This is a genomic window from Flavobacterium sp. PL02 (assembly GCF_035013205.1).
GTDB lineage: Bacteria > Bacteroidota > Bacteroidia > Flavobacteriales > Flavobacteriaceae > Flavobacterium.
Genome location: NZ_JAYGJP010000005.1, coordinates 77633 through 94866, shown reverse-complemented (window position 1 = coordinate 94866; position 17234 = coordinate 77633). Strand labels below are relative to the sequence as shown.

18 protein-coding genes are annotated in these 17234 nt (G+C 33.9%); 6 read left to right on the top strand and 12 right to left on the bottom strand.

Annotation, left to right across the window (positions count from 1 at the left end; all coding sequences use genetic code 11):
• Positions 1-169 precede the first annotated feature (169 nt).
• From SHI72_RS15485 to SHI72_RS15430, 12 genes are all read right to left on the bottom strand, one after another.
• Positions 170-1132 (bottom strand): hypothetical protein, encoded by a 963-nt coding sequence (locus tag SHI72_RS15485; RefSeq protein ID WP_323490579.1) that lies wholly within the window; start codon positions 1130-1132, stop codon positions 170-172.
• On the bottom strand, positions 1129-3213 hold the full coding sequence (locus tag SHI72_RS15480) for an AAA family ATPase (protein WP_323490578.1): 2085 nt from the start codon (positions 3211-3213) through the stop codon (positions 1129-1131). Before SHI72_RS15480 ends, SHI72_RS15485 begins: the two co-directional genes overlap by 4 nt.
• 123 nt (positions 3214-3336) lie before the next feature.
• Positions 3337-5631, bottom strand: coding sequence for a helicase-related protein (locus SHI72_RS15475; protein ID WP_323490577.1), 2295 nt, complete (start codon positions 5629-5631; stop codon positions 3337-3339).
• The gene (locus tag SHI72_RS15470; RefSeq protein WP_323490576.1) at positions 5598-6497 is read right to left on the bottom strand and encodes a Hachiman antiphage defense system protein HamA; all 900 of its coding nucleotides are present in this window, start codon (positions 6495-6497) and stop codon (positions 5598-5600) included. The genes SHI72_RS15475 and SHI72_RS15470 overlap by 34 nt, the downstream gene beginning before the upstream one ends.
• A 406-nt stretch (positions 6498-6903) precedes the next feature.
• On the bottom strand, positions 6904-7707 hold the full coding sequence (locus tag SHI72_RS15465; protein ID WP_323490575.1) for a PRTRC system ThiF family protein: 804 nt from the start codon (positions 7705-7707) through the stop codon (positions 6904-6906).
• The gene (locus SHI72_RS15460; protein ID WP_323490574.1) at positions 7704-8420 is read right to left on the bottom strand and encodes a PRTRC system protein B; all 717 of its coding nucleotides are present in this window, start codon (positions 8418-8420) and stop codon (positions 7704-7706) included. The genes SHI72_RS15465 and SHI72_RS15460 overlap by 4 nt, the downstream gene beginning before the upstream one ends.
• On the bottom strand, positions 8417-9376 hold the full coding sequence (locus SHI72_RS15455) for a hypothetical protein (RefSeq protein ID WP_323490573.1): 960 nt from the start codon (positions 9374-9376) through the stop codon (positions 8417-8419). Before SHI72_RS15455 ends, SHI72_RS15460 begins: the two co-directional genes overlap by 4 nt.
• A gap of 8 nt (positions 9377-9384) precedes the next feature.
• A complete protein-coding gene (locus SHI72_RS15450) occupies positions 9385-9561 on the bottom strand; it encodes a hypothetical protein (RefSeq protein ID WP_323490572.1) in 177 nt (58 codons plus the stop codon).
• Positions 9562-9564: 3 nt separating this feature from the next.
• The gene (locus SHI72_RS15445) at positions 9565-9783 is read right to left on the bottom strand and encodes a PRTRC system protein C (protein WP_323490571.1); all 219 of its coding nucleotides are present in this window, start codon (positions 9781-9783) and stop codon (positions 9565-9567) included.
• Positions 9777-10310, bottom strand: a complete 534-nt coding sequence (locus SHI72_RS15440) for a prtrc system protein e (RefSeq protein ID WP_323490570.1) — start codon at positions 10308-10310, stop codon at positions 9777-9779. The genes SHI72_RS15445 and SHI72_RS15440 overlap by 7 nt, the downstream gene beginning before the upstream one ends.
• A gap of 60 nt (positions 10311-10370) precedes the next feature.
• The gene (locus SHI72_RS15435) at positions 10371-11432 is read right to left on the bottom strand and encodes a DUF932 domain-containing protein (RefSeq protein ID WP_323490569.1); all 1062 of its coding nucleotides are present in this window, start codon (positions 11430-11432) and stop codon (positions 10371-10373) included.
• 35 nt (positions 11433-11467) lie between these two features.
• A complete protein-coding gene (locus SHI72_RS15430) occupies positions 11468-11863 on the bottom strand; it encodes a single-stranded DNA-binding protein (RefSeq protein ID WP_323490568.1) in 396 nt (131 codons plus the stop codon).
• Positions 11864-12628: 765 nt separating this feature from the next.
• Between SHI72_RS15430 and SHI72_RS15425 the strand changes: the two genes are divergently transcribed.
• The 6 genes from SHI72_RS15425 to gwsS all read left to right on the top strand — a co-directional run bounded on the left by SHI72_RS15425 (position 12629) and on the right by gwsS (position 17189).
• Entirely contained in the window at positions 12629-13288 is a 660-nt protein-coding gene (locus SHI72_RS15425; RefSeq protein ID WP_323490567.1) for a response regulator, read from the top strand.
• Between the two features lie 328 nt (positions 13289-13616).
• Positions 13617-13865, top strand: coding sequence for a bacteriocin (locus tag SHI72_RS15420; protein WP_323490566.1), 249 nt, complete (start codon positions 13617-13619; stop codon positions 13863-13865).
• A gap of 214 nt (positions 13866-14079) precedes the next feature.
• Positions 14080-14925, top strand: coding sequence for a hypothetical protein (locus SHI72_RS15415; RefSeq protein ID WP_323490565.1), 846 nt, complete (start codon positions 14080-14082; stop codon positions 14923-14925).
• Positions 14922-15893, top strand: coding sequence for a grasp-with-spasm system ATP-grasp peptide maturase (gene gwsG / locus SHI72_RS15410; RefSeq protein WP_323490564.1), 972 nt, complete (start codon positions 14922-14924; stop codon positions 15891-15893). Before SHI72_RS15415 ends, gwsG begins: the two co-directional genes overlap by 4 nt.
• Complete coding sequence (locus SHI72_RS15405) at positions 15886-16101, top strand: hypothetical protein (protein ID WP_323490563.1); 216 nt, start codon at positions 15886-15888, stop codon at positions 16099-16101. The genes gwsG and SHI72_RS15405 overlap by 8 nt, the downstream gene beginning before the upstream one ends.
• A 2-nt stretch (positions 16102-16103) precedes the next feature.
• On the top strand, positions 16104-17189 hold the full coding sequence (gene gwsS, locus SHI72_RS15400; RefSeq protein ID WP_323490562.1) for a grasp-with-spasm system SPASM domain peptide maturase: 1086 nt from the start codon (positions 16104-16106) through the stop codon (positions 17187-17189).
• Positions 17190-17234: the final 45 nt, after the last annotated feature.

The window sequence follows — 17234 nt, the reverse complement described above, 5'->3', positions numbered from 1 at the left end:
AATAGATAAGTTTAATAAAAAAGAACTTTAGTAGCAAAAGCTACTAAAAATCTGTCATTAGCAAACTTTTTTTAAAATATTATTTTTATTTAATTTTAGCTAATCTTATATGTAGTAAATGGAAAACAACGAGTATTAACTACTCGCCAGACTCCTTGCACACAGATAATTATAGCTTAAATTTTAAGCTTTTTATTTCATTAAAGAGGTCTTTCTTAATTTTACTAAAAGGTCTTTTATATTGCTTTTCATCCTCAAAGTATGTTTCAAAAAGAATACGATATGCTTCGTTGAAACTTATACCATAATCTTGTAATGATTGGATATACTCATCGCTATTGGCAATTCGTTTGTTCAATATATCTTTAATTAGTCCCTTGTGATTTTGCTCATAAGTTTCTTTTAAGCTGAAAAATTCAAACGAAGATTCCATTCGATCTTTTAATTGAGTGGAAGGAGAATCTACCGTAGTATTTATAGCTAAAGAAAAATTATCGCCTTTCCCTAAGAGACTATCATAATCACTTGGAATAAAAGTAAACTTAAAATGTTTAGTGACGTCTTTATCCGTATAAGGATTTAATAAATTATGATCATCAGGATTTATGGATCCTTTAAAATACGTATTACAAACATTGCAACTAGGAATTAAGTTAAAAAACGATAATGCCAAAAGGGGAAAAGTTGTTTTCGGATAAAAATGATCAAATTCGGGAAAAACATTTTTGTTTTTCGAATTTATTCGATGTGAGGTGGTGTAGTTCCGGTTACAGTACGGGCACACATCGATAGATAGTGCCACCGCCAAATCAAATCCGTCATAGAGTGTCTTTTTGTACGTTCGGAACCAAGAGTAGTCAAAAATATATTCCAAATCTCCAATTAAATTAGCTAAATCAGTAACGAGAATGTTTAGAACCTCAGAACATTCTAGTACCGAACTAAGATCACCAATCAATATTTTTTCAATATTTAAATCTAAATGACTTTCCAAAATAAGGAAGTCGGCTATTGATAGGCAAACATCGGGCGAATTTTTTCTTCTAGTGATGCGTAACTTTATTTGATCTTTCAGCCCCTTGAAGTGTTTTCTTGCTGCACTTTTGGTACGTTCTGTTTGTATTGATATCATTTAAGCTTGTTTTGTAGTCTTTCAATTTCTTTTCTGATCGCATCCTCATCGACAACCGCATCAACGTACATTCTCCGTAGCTTTTCCTTCACAATAGGTTCATCTATTATCTCAATAAGTTTTTTGTGATAAGAAGAAGAATTATCTTTTTCAGAATAACGAACGGACACATCATACTCATTGCCTAGTTCCCTATTAAGCCAATTGATTGTTCGTGTTATTTTATTCTTAGCGAAGTCCCCAACCAAGCCTTTTTTCACAAAAAAAGAATCAGATAAAAGGTCATTGACATTAGCTCCGAACGATTTTGGACGGCTAATATCTTTATAGTCTAAAACTTCTACAAAATTATTTTCGTCCTCTTTTTTTAAGAATACAATATTATGGTTTGGAATGTCCGACAGGGCCAAAGGATCATGTGTCGTAAAAACAATCTGTACAGATGGTGTTCCATCAATCAATTCGAAAAAATAAGGAATTGTTTTCACCAAAGATGTGATATATAGTTTTTTCCAAGTAGGGTGAAAAGATAAATCTGCTTCGTCTAAAAGTAGTATAAAGTGCTTTTCCGTTTTTAGTGAATATGGATTATCTATAAAATTTTCTTTTAAATGCGTATACAGTCTAGAGAAGAAATTCAATAGTGAATTTTCTCCTGAACTTAATTTTTTTTCAAATGGCTCATAATTAATAAATCCATCAATTTTATTCCTGTTATCCAGATAACGAGTTTCATCTTTTCTTACACCAAAAAAAAAGTACTGTTCAAGTGCTATAATAAACTCACGTTGTAATTTCAGAATTTTTGTTGCAATTTGAGGGTCAGGATAAATGGTTTTCTTATAAAAATCTATTTTATTATCTGCATAACCAATTGTATATTGCTCATCATTAGGTAATATGTCAATCTGCTCGAAAATAGCATCTAATAAATCTAAAACTACTTTTTCAGGAAGCGGCTTTCGTTCTACCCCGTGATAAATAATCTTATGTTCCTTAACAAAAAGCTTAAATGTATCGATAAAAGACAGTGATTTTGTACGGTCAGCGAAGTTCTCGTCAAGCCAACCTTCTGACAAAAAAGTATTCTTTTTCTCCATTTGGCGAACAACAACAGAAAGTAAATCATTAATTACTTCGTTCTTAAAGCTGGCACGATCATTAACAGACTGAATAATTTTTCTTTCTTCTAAAGAGGACTCATTATTATTTTTTCGATTAGAAAGTTTCTCACTGTCCTTTTTTTCTTGAAGAATTTTGAATAGATCTCGAAATTGAAAAGGTGTATTGTCAAAGTCAAGTTCCTTTAATTCCAAAGCCTCATGACCTCTAAAAACAAGTTTAGGAAAGCCGTGATCAGGAAAATTGAAAACATCAGCAAATATTTTTTTTTGTTGTACCAATTCTGACGTTTGAAATTGAAGTTGCCTTAATGAGTTTTTAAATCGTAGCTCCTGAGATGCTGAAAATTTTTGGTTTTGGCTTATAGAATCCTTGTTCTCAAGGTCCTCCAAATCTTTTTCTAAAATTGCATCGAAGGAAATATCGTTCAAGTCAACATCATCAAAATTAGAGTTGTATAAATAGTCAAAATGAGGAGAATAATATATAGACGAAATTGTTTCCCGTTTTTCCATTAATTGGGAAAAATCTTCAGTAGTAACTTTTTTTGAGGTAGAATTTACCTTTTCTAATATTTCATAGGAGTTTAATAAATACAAATTGTCTGAAAATGATGAGAACATTATAAATGGCAATGATTCGCAATCGTCTTCACCAACCAGAGCTAAACGCATATGAGGAAATGCCTGTCTGTATTCTACAAAACCACTTCTAATACAATCCAAAAGGGAACTTTTCCCAGCTCCATTTTGACCTACAATAGCTGAAATTAGAGATAACTTAGATATGGCCGTAGTCTCTGAAAAGAAATCATCTATGAACAAATCATTTTTTTCTCTACTCACCCTCAATTTATTGTTACCTGAACGAATATCATAATAAAATTTCCCTCCCAAATTAATGGTTTCCGGTTTTTCAAATAAAAAATGGTCCTCAATATATATAGCTGCTAGTCGCATATTTTTTTAAAGTTAAAGGTTTTATTCAAAAATATATCTGTAAATCCTCCATCCTTCTAAATCAATATATTATAACACTGATAGTTTTGAGATTAAGGTGTCAGGTACTTAAGAAACTTAATTTTAAGTGAAATCAGTTTTATTTATAATATGATCTATCTTTTTAAATATTTCAAACTCATAAGAATCAAATCCTTCTCGGATAGTTGCAGAATTATTTTCATTTTCATAATATTCAACAATGTTTGACGGGACTCCAAAATCACTTGCAATTCTTCCTTTTTCTGTCAAGGCATTATATTCTAGTTTTACTAGCAATTTATCGATTCCTGTAATTTCTTTAAAAGGTCTACTAGTCTCTTGCGAAATACAAAACTTATACATAATATTAAAGACTCCTAAGTATTTCACTACCTGATATTTTAGCATATTATACACAAAATCAGCAGTATCTTTTATAGCTTCATCAATAGTTTTTCCGTGTTCAATTTTATATCTCATAGAACCCAAAAATCCTCCTATAAGATAAAAATGGACTAAATTAGTTAATGTTGAATACTGCCCATTTCCTTTAAATTCGATGAAGAATTTCAATTTCTGATTTTTTACAATAGGTTCAATCACTTTTAGTATCGTTTCAAATCCATTGTAATCTATATCCATTCTAAAGTTAAGATTTCTGATAAGCACATGAATGGATTCCCTCTCTGAAGGGTTAAGTGCTTTTATTCTGTCATATATTGTTATCTTATCAACACGGCTTACTACCTTGTATTGCTCAAATACAAAGTCTGGAATATTCCGTTGTAATTGCTCAGCTTTGATGTTTTCTAGTTTAGCTTTATCAGCTGGAGATAAGAATTCGTCACCTGTGTAGTATAGATCTATTTCATCTTTTGGGGCATCAAGATCAAAATTTTTGTGTTTTATTCCTTCAGATTTAGAATTAATTGCGTCCATAAAATCATTCTGAAGAGCCATAACCCGACCACTGTAATGATATAGAAACCTTCCTGCTCTTCCCGCAATATTTTTTGCATCAAATTTTTTGAGGTCTTTATTACCTTTTTTACTGTGTAATACTATAAGGTTTTTTGCAGAAGTATTCACTCCTTCCGTTATTGTTGTTGTGGAGATCAGAACTTTTAACTCGCCTCGGTTGAACAGGGAAATGATCTCTTTTTGAATATATTTAGGAATAAGTCCATGATGAATACCTATACCATATTTTAAAGCCTGAATCAAAACCCAGCGCTCATTAAAGTTCTTCGAAGTATGTGTAATAAAATCAATATAATTAGAGCTATCATGCTGTTTTAAAATTTCAGACGCTATTATTTTCTTTGCATAAGATTCAACTCCATTTCTTGATGAGCAATAAACAATAGTATTTTCATTTATCTCCTTTATTGTTTTAATTATTTCGATCAACCTTCTCTCTTTATCATTAGTCTGAAAGTTAAAAGTTAAGGCGTCATCAATTTTGATCTGCTTTTTAGTTTTAATTTCGTTGTATGATTTATTTACGATTTCGTAGTTGTTGTAATCAATGAGGTTTATCTCGTTTTGTAATAGAAAACTATTAAATGAATTATTATAATTTTGGTCACCAGGCTGTGAAAAATCGATGTAAGGGCCAGCAAGGAGTACATCCACATTTTCTTTTAACGTATAAAATACAGCAAGCCTGTACGCAACATCTCTCTCATTTTCTTTTACTTCTTCATCGATAATATAATCGTTATCTATTTTATATACCTCATCTACGAAAGCAAAGTCAAAATGAATATTGGTTTCATTTTTCTCTATAAATGACAAAAATCTTTCCGGAGTAAATATAAAAAGATTTTTTTCTCCAAAATTTTCTACCTCACTTAAGGTATGAATTGTAAAATTATCTTTGAAATAGACATAATTGCCGTCTGAAATTATTCTCTCCAGATTTTCTGATAACAGAGCAATTGTTGGAAAAATCAGGACAACATTCTTATAGTCCATTTTTTTTATTACTTCAAAAACAATGTGTGTTTTTCCAAATGAGGTACTGGCAGATAAAAAAAATCTATTCAGCTTCCCAATACTGAAAAGTTCCAAAATTTCTTTCTGATATTTATGTACCTTATTGTTTTCGCTTGTATGTAAGGTACTTTCATATAAAATTGAAGAAAAGGTATTTAAATCAAAATTTTCTATTTCTGTTTGTTGTTCAAACTTTGAAAGAAGATCATAGAAATGTGGAATCCCAACGACATTTGAAATATATTTTAAGAAACATAGATCTGCATATCCAATTTGCTCATCTTTTACCTCATCAAAATAATCACATACAACTTTGATTAAATCGTAATCCTCGATTTCATTTTTTCTGTACTTGTTTAGTTCAATTACAACATTGGCGGTTTCCTTGATTCTATCCATTGAATAACACTTAATTTAGTTTCTTTGACTTTCTCGATAGGAAGCAGTATAAAAAATATGCTGTAATCGATTGATAATGAAAATTTCTTTGCTGAAAATTTTTTTTTAATGTATTCGGGAATTTTTTTAATGTTCCCATCATATCCTTTTAAATCATCTTCATAGAGAAGTAGTATTGGATATACTAGTTTTATTCCATGTTTTTTGATCTCATCACCAATTTTTATTATAGGATTTTGTTCCCACTCGTTTAATATTACTTCAATTTTAGACCCTTTGAGATTCAAGTTGTTCTTATGATTATGAATAGCTATAATATTGTTCTCAAAATACCAATCTGATAGTGCTTTATCAATATTTTCCATCACACTGTTTATACCTGAAATATGACTTATATGAAACTTCACTTCTCCAAACCAGAGTTCAGTAATTCCCTTATTCTCCACTAACTGGTATGAATCATAGCCTTTTGTTTCAGCATTTTCAAGTGGGTTATAAAAGTAACCTCTGGCAATTAAGGGCTTCGCTTTAAACATGACCATAAGTAAGCTGTAAAGCAAAACTTCACCAAAAAAACCATATTTTATTTTCGTTTCTTCGGTGGCAGCCGGGTTGTATTTTAATTTATTTCGCAATGCGACAGTATGCAATGCCTGATAATCTTTTCCTGTAATATCAAATTCATTAAAAGAATACTCAATAATTGAGTTAAATATTATTTCAGCAATATCATCTTTGTCATTTGCAGCATAGCATCTGTCATTTTCAGTTGAGTAAATAGTACTGAAAATTCCTGCACCGCTATTGGGCAAATCATATTTATATACAATTGTTTTATTAATCAGATCTAAAAGACTTTTTCTCATTTATTTCAAAATATATTCTATACTCATTATAACATAGAACCTGTCAATTTGATTCTAGACTTAATCTTGAAACGCAGTCTTGTAATAATAGTAGTGTTTTTCATTATGCTAATATATTCTATTTTATAACCTTATACATTTTTAATACATGAATTTTGTAAGATTTAATGTGTTTTGTAAGTAAAAATAAAAAATGTTTGATATTTAATTATAGATAGTCGGCTCTTAAATAGTTTTAAGTTTAAGTAGACATCATTGTAGAGGAGTTATCCTTGGAGGTAATAAAAACCTCGTGCCCGCTTGCATGAACTGCCTATAAAGGCATGTTCTGTGCAAGTGGGCGCATCCGATTAGAACGCCCCGCAATTGTCCCGACGAAGGAAGTGCAATTGTGGGGCGGCGGGTATCAGCCCACCATTATGGGTTCTGACCTGAAATTACTCAAATTCAAAAAGAATCCCCTTTGGGCTGTCATGCCTTCACGAAACAGCTTCCAAAGTAAAGAAGCCCCCATACTTGCTAGCGTAGCATTGATGAACAAATCCTGTTTTTCGAGTGCTTCGGCAAGCGAACAACTCGGTTCTTTGTTTTCTGTCTGCGCTTCTAACAGTTCTTTAAATTCATCGGTAACCATTGGAAGATTTGCCACAGTCCTGTATAGTTTGGATGTTGGTTGCCTGATTTCTCCGATAGTAGACAAAAAAGCCTGACCAGTATTTCGGGAATTACCAAGGTCGAGCCAATAGAGTGATTTATTGCGTTCCCAACTGCTGTTTCCTATACAGTCCTGTAACGCTTTTGCAATATCAAATCGTGCCGATACGGTATCGACACAGCTGATATACATATTTGCCTTACCACGGTTGGGCAGGGATTTAAGATTTGCTGTAGAAAACTGCTGTGTTATGGCTTTCCAATTCGTACCAAAAAAACGATTGGTTCGGTTAATGAGTGCTACTGCTTTGTATAACCCTACTTCGGTATCAGCAAAAAGCTGTCGCCCCTGATTGGCTTGGGTTATCCTATCATCATCGTATAGATTGACTTGTAATCCTGTATGCCCTAAAGCCATAAGGCTATGGTTCATTCTTGCGAGTTCTGTGAGCATCCTGCTTCCTGTCCCTCCTGCACCAATAAGATTTATTGTAATTGGATTGGTTGGATTTATCAGGTAATTATCGGTGTAATGCATTGGTTTTAATGTGTTCATGACAGTAATTTATTAAGGGTTAGACCGTTTTTTATCAGCACTTTCATAGGGAACTTTTTTCGGGTATTTACAAGGCTTTGCCACAACTGAATGATGTTTCCTTTTACTGGACTTTTTTCGCTAATCAGGTGGCTGAAATAACTGTTAAAAAAGTATTGTTCCCACAACTGAATAAATTCTTCCAATAGGCAATCTGTTTTAATATTGACTGAAACGGTTCCCATGCAAACCCTACCATCGGAGTATAGATTAAAGTAGGGGGCATGGTATAAAGAGGTCGTTTCTGTAATGGCTGTAGTTCCGTCCAAAGCGTATATCCAAAGCGTGTTTTTAGAGGCTTTCCAAAGCAAAGGAGGTATTGATGCCTTGCCATTTGGAATACCCAAACTCTCGACAAAAAACAAATCTGCCTTTTGTGAAGGGGTATGCCAAATGGCATAACCATCATGGTCGGGATTGATATACAGTACATTTTTAGGTAGCAGTCCTAAAGGTTTCAAAAAGTTGCGTTTAAGTTCGTCAGAAGTATCTAAGGCATTGGCTAGCTGTGTACTTTCTTTTAAACTTAAGGGATGCGCATTGGTAGGATAACCATTTTTGTCCATGTCATAGCTTTCCACATAAATAGTCTTGTCAGACGCATATTTCTGATAAATAACAAGAGCTTTTACAGGGTTGTACAATGTTCCGAAGTCGGCTGTTATGTCTTTCATGGTACATGGTTTAAAAGGGTACATAGTTCATTAATCAAAGGGAAAATTCGGTATTCAAAATCAAGACTATCTTTAGACGGACGGCTTTCGCTATCATAGATTTGCTGTAGTGTGGGTTCTTCGATTTCCCCACATTCATTGAACTCATCATTCACAACACGAGCAATATTTTCATATAACATACCATCGCTGTCCGCTATAAAAGAGATGTATTGTTCTGCACGAATAATGCTATCATATTCTTCACGTTCCTGATTCAGGGTATTTCGGAAAATACTGGCATCGGGATAATCGGTTAACAGGGTAAACGCTTTTTGTGCTACGCTAAGGCAATCCCGACTAAAAGAAGACTTTGGCTTGTAGGTATCTATTCGCTTTTTAAAAACATTCAGATGATAGGGATTGTATATTTTTCGAAGCATAATATCCCCATAGTGGTTTGCCTCGTTAAATTCTAAAAATTCATTGTTTGCATCATCACTATCGCAACTTTCCAAATCATCTATCATCCATTCTTCCATACACTCATACTGATAAAATAGATAGGTATGATTCTCCCTGTAGTACGGAATCCCTGCAATATGGTAGAGATACCCAAACACAGACAAGAGAAGTTCAGCAATTCGTTTCTGTTTTTTGTCCTGCAATAATCGGTACAAAGGAAGCACTGGAATATAATACAGTGTTGTGCCTGTATTATAACTGTGATTGGTTGCCAATTTTATGATTCCATCATCTTCCTGCATAATGGTAAGTTCTATGTCCTGACCTGACTTTTTAAGTTGTCTTTGAGCATACTGATGCGCTAACAAGATGTTATACGGATAGGGTTGACACTCTACTTCTATCTGCTCGAATCCATATAATCCTGTCAGGATGTTCAATGAATCAAAAAATCCCTTTTCGGATTCTTCGCAGTTTGGTATTTCCTCGCCTTGTTCGTATAACGGTAACAACTGGTGTTTTAAAAAACCATCGGTAAGAGTTCCAAAGAAACTGAGACAGGCTTGTTGTTTTTTACTTGTTGAGCATCGGGGAGACGGTTGGTGTTTTCTGCCCAATTGCCTAACTGTTGGTATAGTTTGCATAGTTTTTTCGTTTTAGGCAATTTGATACTGCCTGTTATGGATTTCGTTTTCATGGTTTATCCTTTTGTGCCTATTTGTGATACAAATTTGTAGTGTACGGCATCATCATTTATTACAGGTCCTTCGATGGTTGCTGTTGTTAGTATGGGATAGGTCTGCGCATAAAAGTTCAGTACCGCTTCGGGGCTAAATGAGGCGCACGGGTCAGCAAGTTTTATCTCCTGCTCTTTATCTTTAAAGGAAAAAACTCTTTCTAATAGTGTGGCTGTTAACATGGTGCTGAAGTATTAGGGTCGTTAAAAAGGTCTATTGGAAACTTATCGGAGAGTTCCGCTTTGCGTTTGTGAATCATGTCCTTATGTTCGGGATATAGGTCAGCAGGGGGGACTTTCATCCATGCTTCTTTGAATTTGCCTATCGCTTCAAGTTCATCGGCTTTTTTCATGGCTTCTTCATATTTCTTCTGCATTTCAGTTTTTTCCTTGCCCATCTTAAGGATATTGTCCTTTTCCATTTGGGAGCTGATTTTTGCCTGTGCTGATTCTTTGAGGAAGTGTTCCATATTGGTAAAGAGCTGTGCCGTATCTTTTACAGGCTCTGCAATAGCTTCAAAAAATCCTGCATCCAATTCCTCGGCTGTACCTTTAAGCAGTATGGGCGGTACTTTTTTACGCGCTTCATCGCCAATGGTATCATTAAAAAATAGTACCGATACGATAAGCCTGTCGGTAGTTTCTTTGGCTATATTTATTTTCCAATCGCCTGCAACCTGCAAAGCGATTAGGGATTGAAAGAAATTCATAATGTTGCGTTTTAAGTGGATAAAAAGAGGTACAGGTAGGTTGCGCCTGTACCTATGAGATTAGTTTAGCAATAATGCATCTGTTCCTTTGCTCGCAAAATCCATACACAAATTGAATGCGGACTGTGTGCGTAGCTGTCCTGTACCACCCATTAAAAGGGAGGTTAATTTAGCCTCATCGTCTTTATAATTTCGGACATTCTGAAAGTAACCCGTTACACTGTTGTATGCCCCAAACACCGTTCCTTTGGTGGTGTCCATTAGCTGTGTGGGGTCACTCATGGCATACTCAAAAGCACTATCCACCATATTGGTAAAACAGGTAGAAAGTTCGTCTTCTTTACCGTTCTGTATGGATTTTAAAACCTCCTTATTGGGAACAAGCGCCAACGAAATGAGTTTTTTAACCTCTTTATCTGTGATGCGCACTTTTGTCCAATCGTTGAAAATGGATTCCATTTGTGATGATAGCATATCTGATATGCCCATTACCTTATGCGCCTGTTCCAAACGTTGTTTGGCATTGGAGGTATGACGAATGCGTACGGTATTGGTTTTATTGTTCAGAGCGGCATTAAGGGTATTGGCGCATACAATTCGTATGGGAGTAAAAGCGGCTGTTATGCTCCCGCTTCCATCGTGTGAAGTGGTAAGGAACAGGTATTTTTCGATAAGGTCGTCATTGCCGACCCTGATATAATTGGGTAGTTTAGCAGTTATAAAAATGCGTTCGCCTTTACCCAAAGCCCCTGCGGTTTCGTATAGGATGCCGTCACCGCCAACGATGCTATCGAAAAAAGAAAAGGCATCACGGTTTTGCACGATTTGGTAGTCCTTCCCCACTACACCCAAAACAGTATCATTGTCGGTGCGTACGGTGCTGAAATAATTCGGTACTTCGATTTTATTGTGGGTGGTTTCATTATTTACAATAATTTCCTGAGAACAGGGTGTAAATAACTTGCGTTTTTCGACTTCGTAATCTAATCCAGCATGCGCAATAGCTTCTGCGCTTGTTGGGTAGTCCGAAATTATCTGCCCTAAATTGTGCCATGCTTTTTCTTTAACGCTGAAAAAACTGTGTTTTTGGCTTTGCTCGTTATAATATATATGATGTGCCATGATATTTAAATTTAGAATGTTACTGTTTGAATGGATTAAAAAGGCAGGTCGTCTGCGGGTTCTTGTTTTACTCCCTTAATGGATTGGGGTGTTATTTCGGTTTGGGTCTGTTCTGCTTTTTTGGCAAAAGCCAAAATTTTAATGTTGTTGGTATGAAACGTAAGGCTACCCAAAGGTTTACCATCGCTACTGCTGTACACATTCAGACCGATACGCCCGAATAGTTGTACGAGTGCGCCTTTTTTAAGCCACTGGGCAGTCTTTGCGCTTAACCAGTACGAACAATCGATATAGGTTGTAATTTCCTTTACCTCGGAACTGTTTTTGGGTTTGTAACTGTCATTGATGGCAATTGAAAAATTGACCACCTCTTTGTCACTCTTCACTTTGTAAATTGTGGCATCTTTTGTAATGCGTCCTGTGATTTCCATGATGTAAAATTTTAATGATTACTACTGTTTTGATTTCTTCCCCAATCCCTACAAAAAATTGTTTTCAAAAGAAAAAACGGGAAAAAAGAAAGCAAGAATCAAGTGACCGGTTAACGGATGCGAAGTGCTATAAGTCCCGAAGGGTGGCGCAAGCGTGAGCGAAGCCATTATGCGCACGGGGCATACGGCGGGCACTATCTTGGCTGCCCTTTTACTCCGTTTTGAGTTGGAATTCAATTCAAATTATTTCACAAATTTTGAGGTCACTTTCGGAAAAGACTTATTGGGGAGTAGTGTATCATAAAGAATAATCAAAGCAAGACCTTTGAAGTTATGGAAGAGAAAAAGCATCAGTGATTGTAATGGAAATCCTTTTCTTTTGAGAAAAGATTGGAATGAAAAGCGCGACCCAGACAAGGGATGCCAAACAGGACAACTTCGAAAAATTAACCATACAAAAAAGACCAGCCGTTATGCGCTGGTCTCAGGGATGTGGTATTCGGCAATTATGATTGTGATTTTTCCTCTATTCAAAAGACCACAGCATAATTATTTTTTGTAGGATACCGGTAAAAGTGAGTAAGGTAAATATAGTAAATAGTTGTGTATATATTTGAGAGAAGAAAGTAAGTAGTATTTTTATCACAAAATAAAACATCAAAATTTGAATCTTCTGAAACAACTTATCAATTAATGGATTAGATTTATTCTACAGTTCTCTTTAAAAATCATACAGATTAGATTACAATTTTAAAAATTTGAATAATGAACATTCTTATCGTAGATGACCATCCTATGAATGTAGAATTATATGAAAATGTACTTCTACAAGATTTTGCATCCTACAAGCCTCTTTTTATTACAAAAGCATTTGACTGCAAAGAGTGTTATACTGCGATTGAATACGCTAACTTAAATCATGAATTATTTTTTGATTTAGCGATTCTCGATTATTCTTTACCTATTTATCAAGAGAAAAATATTTTATCCGGAGCTGACCTGGCTAACCTTATTAGAAAATATTTTGAAAACTGCAAAATCATAATTATAACATCACATACGCAAAAGCTACTGGTTTATGATATTATTAGGAAAATCAAACCTGAAGGGATCGCTGTAAAAGCAGATGTAACCACGTCAAGTTTTACCAATATTGTTACCCATGTCTTAGAAGGTAATCTGTATCAAAGTGTATTGGTAAAAGAATATGTTAGCGAAATTTGGAAAAAGGAGTTAATGGTAGAAGACACCAACAGACAAATTCTTTTTTACTTAGCTAAAGGGTACAGAGTTAAAGAGCTGGAAGAAGTAATACCATTAGCTGCCAGCACGATTCAAAGACGCATTGTAGATTTAAAGAAAATCTTTGGAGTAATAGATGACACCACACTTGTAAAAGAAGTAATTAGGCAAGGTTTTTTATAACTGTTAAAATAATTAACACCAATGGGGGTTCTACTATCTCATTTGTTAATTCTGTATTTGTAGTAATTATCTGTATCAGTTTTCTTTTTACATTCGACCCAATAATATCATAAAAATACCTTTAAATTTTAATTGAATTACTACCATTATCATCATAATGATAATGTTTTGTTTGTTTTTTTAATAAAACTTACAGTCAATATAACAATATTTAGTCGCGATAGATTGAGGTCTTACCTTTTATTAGACCAAAGAAAAAATGAAATAAAGGAAGCGCTAAACCCATATGCGTTAAAGGGATTAATCAACCATTTTTAATCTATTAATTATGCAATTAGAAACATTAAAATCTGCAAGATTTGAACCACTTACTAAAGAACAATTGAAAAATGTTACAGGTGGTGCAGAGAGAGAAGGAAGCAGCCAATCACCTCGAGAAGGTCAACCTATGCTGTTTGTTCATAAAGGAGTGAAGTACTATGTAAAAGCTGACAAATTTACTCAAGATTTGGATACAGGAGAATATACCTGCCTGGAGTTGCAAGACATGAAAGGCAATTGGGTTACAATAGTTTAATCTATTTTTATTAAACTATTTATTTTTTGATTTTGGAATGGTACTTAAACTAATTAAGTATCATTCCATTTCATATTATTCAATACTATATTATACCATATCATAAATCAATATGAAAAGACACTTTTATATATTTATCTGTTGCTTATATCTGACTTTAAATTGCTACGCCCAGAGCGAAAACTTACTAAGAGATTACTACTATACTGTAAATTTGGCGGAACTTTCAATAATTGATAATAAACTACCTGAGGCTAAAAAAAATTATGAAAAGGCATTTGGAACGGGCTATTCTTTTCCTTCCGATAAATTTAACGCGTTTGCCGTTTCTTATTTTATGAAAGATACCATTAAGTCTATACAATACTTTAATGATCTTGCAGCATTAGGTCAGGATAAAGAAAAATTCATTAAATACTTTTTGCACTCTGACCCTAAACCGAATCCATACATTGATTTTGTTACAAAAGATTATAAAAACATCCATGAGAAAGTAATGAAGAGTGAAATGCCCTTATTAGCAAAAAAAATGGATGCAATCTTCAAGATGGATCAAGACTGCAGAAATAATGGCTCCGAAGATAATCTCTTAAGTTGTGATCGAAAAGTAAGAGAGCAATTATATGCTTTTATCGATACTTATGGTTTTCCCAGTTACAAAAAAGTTGGTGTGCTGGAGGAGGGTGTAATTCAAGCTACCAATGTAGGTAATTTTGATATGATGCTTTGGCATACACGTGGATTGCCAGAGGAAGAAATATATAGTATAGGACTTGAAAATGTGAAAAAGGGCGTCTATGATGCCCGAAGATTCGCAATGGGATTTTTTTACCAAGGCAGTGATTATCCTGTAGCTGTTCCCTATGATCCAATTACTAAGGAGGAACTTGATGCTATCAATAAAAAAAGAGCCGAAATTTACCTAGAGCCTATCGAAGACTATATTCGTAAAGTTGCCTATCATACTAAAAATGAGCTATACTATAGAGGCGATTATTGTTTTTTAGATCCATTCCTTTGCATTTATTCGTTGAATCAACCATTGGTTATAAAAGAATGATTGTTATACAAAGCATTCGTGATGACTTTTCAACGAATGACGTTTTGGATTGGCTATATTTTTCCAAGAGTGATCCGGTCTTACGATTAAATGACTCCATCGCTGTCGAGAGTATTACTATCGATGAGAAAGTTGTATTTAGCTTTGAAAATACTCAATTGGATCTTGAAGAAATAAGTTCGTATTGGTACAGAAGAGGAAATTTACGCACTCCTAAAAACAAGCTAAAAAACCTTACTTATTTGGCTCAGAAACTTAGTACACCTTTATTTAAAGAGATTGATTCTGCCTATGCCAAAGTGGATTTAGCCTCAGGGAAGAATGCTATAGGTAAATACGCTGATAATACAATTGACAAGATACAGATGCTGGTTCTGGCAGTGCGTTCAGGCTTAAAGGTACCTAAAAGCATTGTCACTGGGAAAACGAAAAAATTAAATGAATTTATTGCATTGTGTCCTTCGAAGATAATAACCAAAGCTATAGATATTGACGTTATGACTCTTGAAAACTATCCAGGATTCAATTGTTCATTGACTTTAGCAACTACGATTATTACTCCCGAAAGTTTTAAAAACACCAACATTGAAAACTGTACACCGGCATTATTTCAACAATATATTGAAAAAAAATATGAATTGCGGGTGTTTTATTTAAGAGGTAAATTTTACTCAATGGCTATTTTTTCACAACGAAATGAAAAAACCAAAATAGATTTTAGGAATTACGATAAAGATATGCCCAACAGAACTGTTCCCTATACGTTACCGGATGAGATACAACACAAGATTACAGCATTTATGCAGTGTATAGGTTTAGACACAGGCTCTTTGGATTTAATCTACTCTATAGATAATGAATATGTCTTTTTGGAAGTTAATCCAATTGGACAGTACCAATGGCTGGAGAAAAATTGCAATTATCCAATAAGCAAAGAAATTGCAGAAGATTTAATGTATTATGGATAAAGACAAAATAACTTCTGAAATAAGAGAATGGATAAATGACAATAAAGAAATACTCCCCCTTAATGTTGACTATTGGGATATTAATGTATATGAAAATAACGCAATAGAAATAAACGTAAGAGAAATGTCTTTTGGTAAATATAATTCTATCGACCTGAGTACAAATAAATTTTACAAACCCCTTTCCCGAATAGTGAAATTAAGATAGAAATGTATATTAAAATATTCAGTTGTTGTACTATTACAAAAGGCAGTAGCAGAGCTGCTATTGTAGACATACAGAGAGAACAAATTTTCTTTATTCCTTTGTCACTTTATGATCTCATAGATCAACAGGTAAATGCCATTAATGTGCTGAAAACAAAGCAAATTATTGAGGAAAAACATTATCCAATCTTAGATGAATATATAGAATTTTTAATCGACAATGAATTAGGCTTCTATTGCGATAGTGATGAATTAGCAATTTTTCCGAAAATGTCTGAAGAATGGCGTTTTCCTGCCCATATTACAAATTGTATAATCGATAGCAATGGTACTATTGAATTTCTTAACGAGCAATTTTTCTTGCAGCTTGAGGAACTTTGCTGCAATCATATTCAGTTACGTTTTTTTTCTCCAGTCGAACAAGAAGATTTGGATGTAGTTCTAACGTTAATAAATGAAAATCAGATTAAATCTCTGGAAATAGTACTTCCCATAAATAATTATTTAAGAGACGAAAAAAACATTGTCCATTTTTTAGAATTCAATCGTAAGGTTAAAAACTTAATTATTACTTCAGCGGATGAATATAAAATACTACAACCAGATGATTTCTCAGGAACTGCGGTATTAACGGATAAAAATATTACAAACAATCTGCATTGTGGTTTAGTACAGTTAGAGCAATTTTCAATTAACGTTTTGCATTATACAGAATCATTAAATTCTAATACGTGTTTAAACCGTAAAATCGCGATAGATACTGAGGGCAATATTAAAAACTGTCCGTCGATGAAAGAAAGTTATGGAAATATTCGAGATACAACTTTAAAAGAAGCTGTGGCTAATCCCTATTTTAAAAAATACTGGAACATTACAAAGGATCAAATAACGAAATGTCAGGACTGCGAATTTCGACATGTCTGTACTGATTGCAGAGCATTTATCGATGTGCCGGATGATATTTATTCTGCTCCATTAAAATGTGGTTACAACCCGTATACCTGTGAGTGGGAAGAATGGAGTCTGAATCCTTTAAAACAAAAAGGAATCTCTCACTATGGCTTACAGGAATTAATCAAAAAACAATAAGTATTGTAAACTATAATCGGGTTTTAAAAACAAAATTTAATTTTA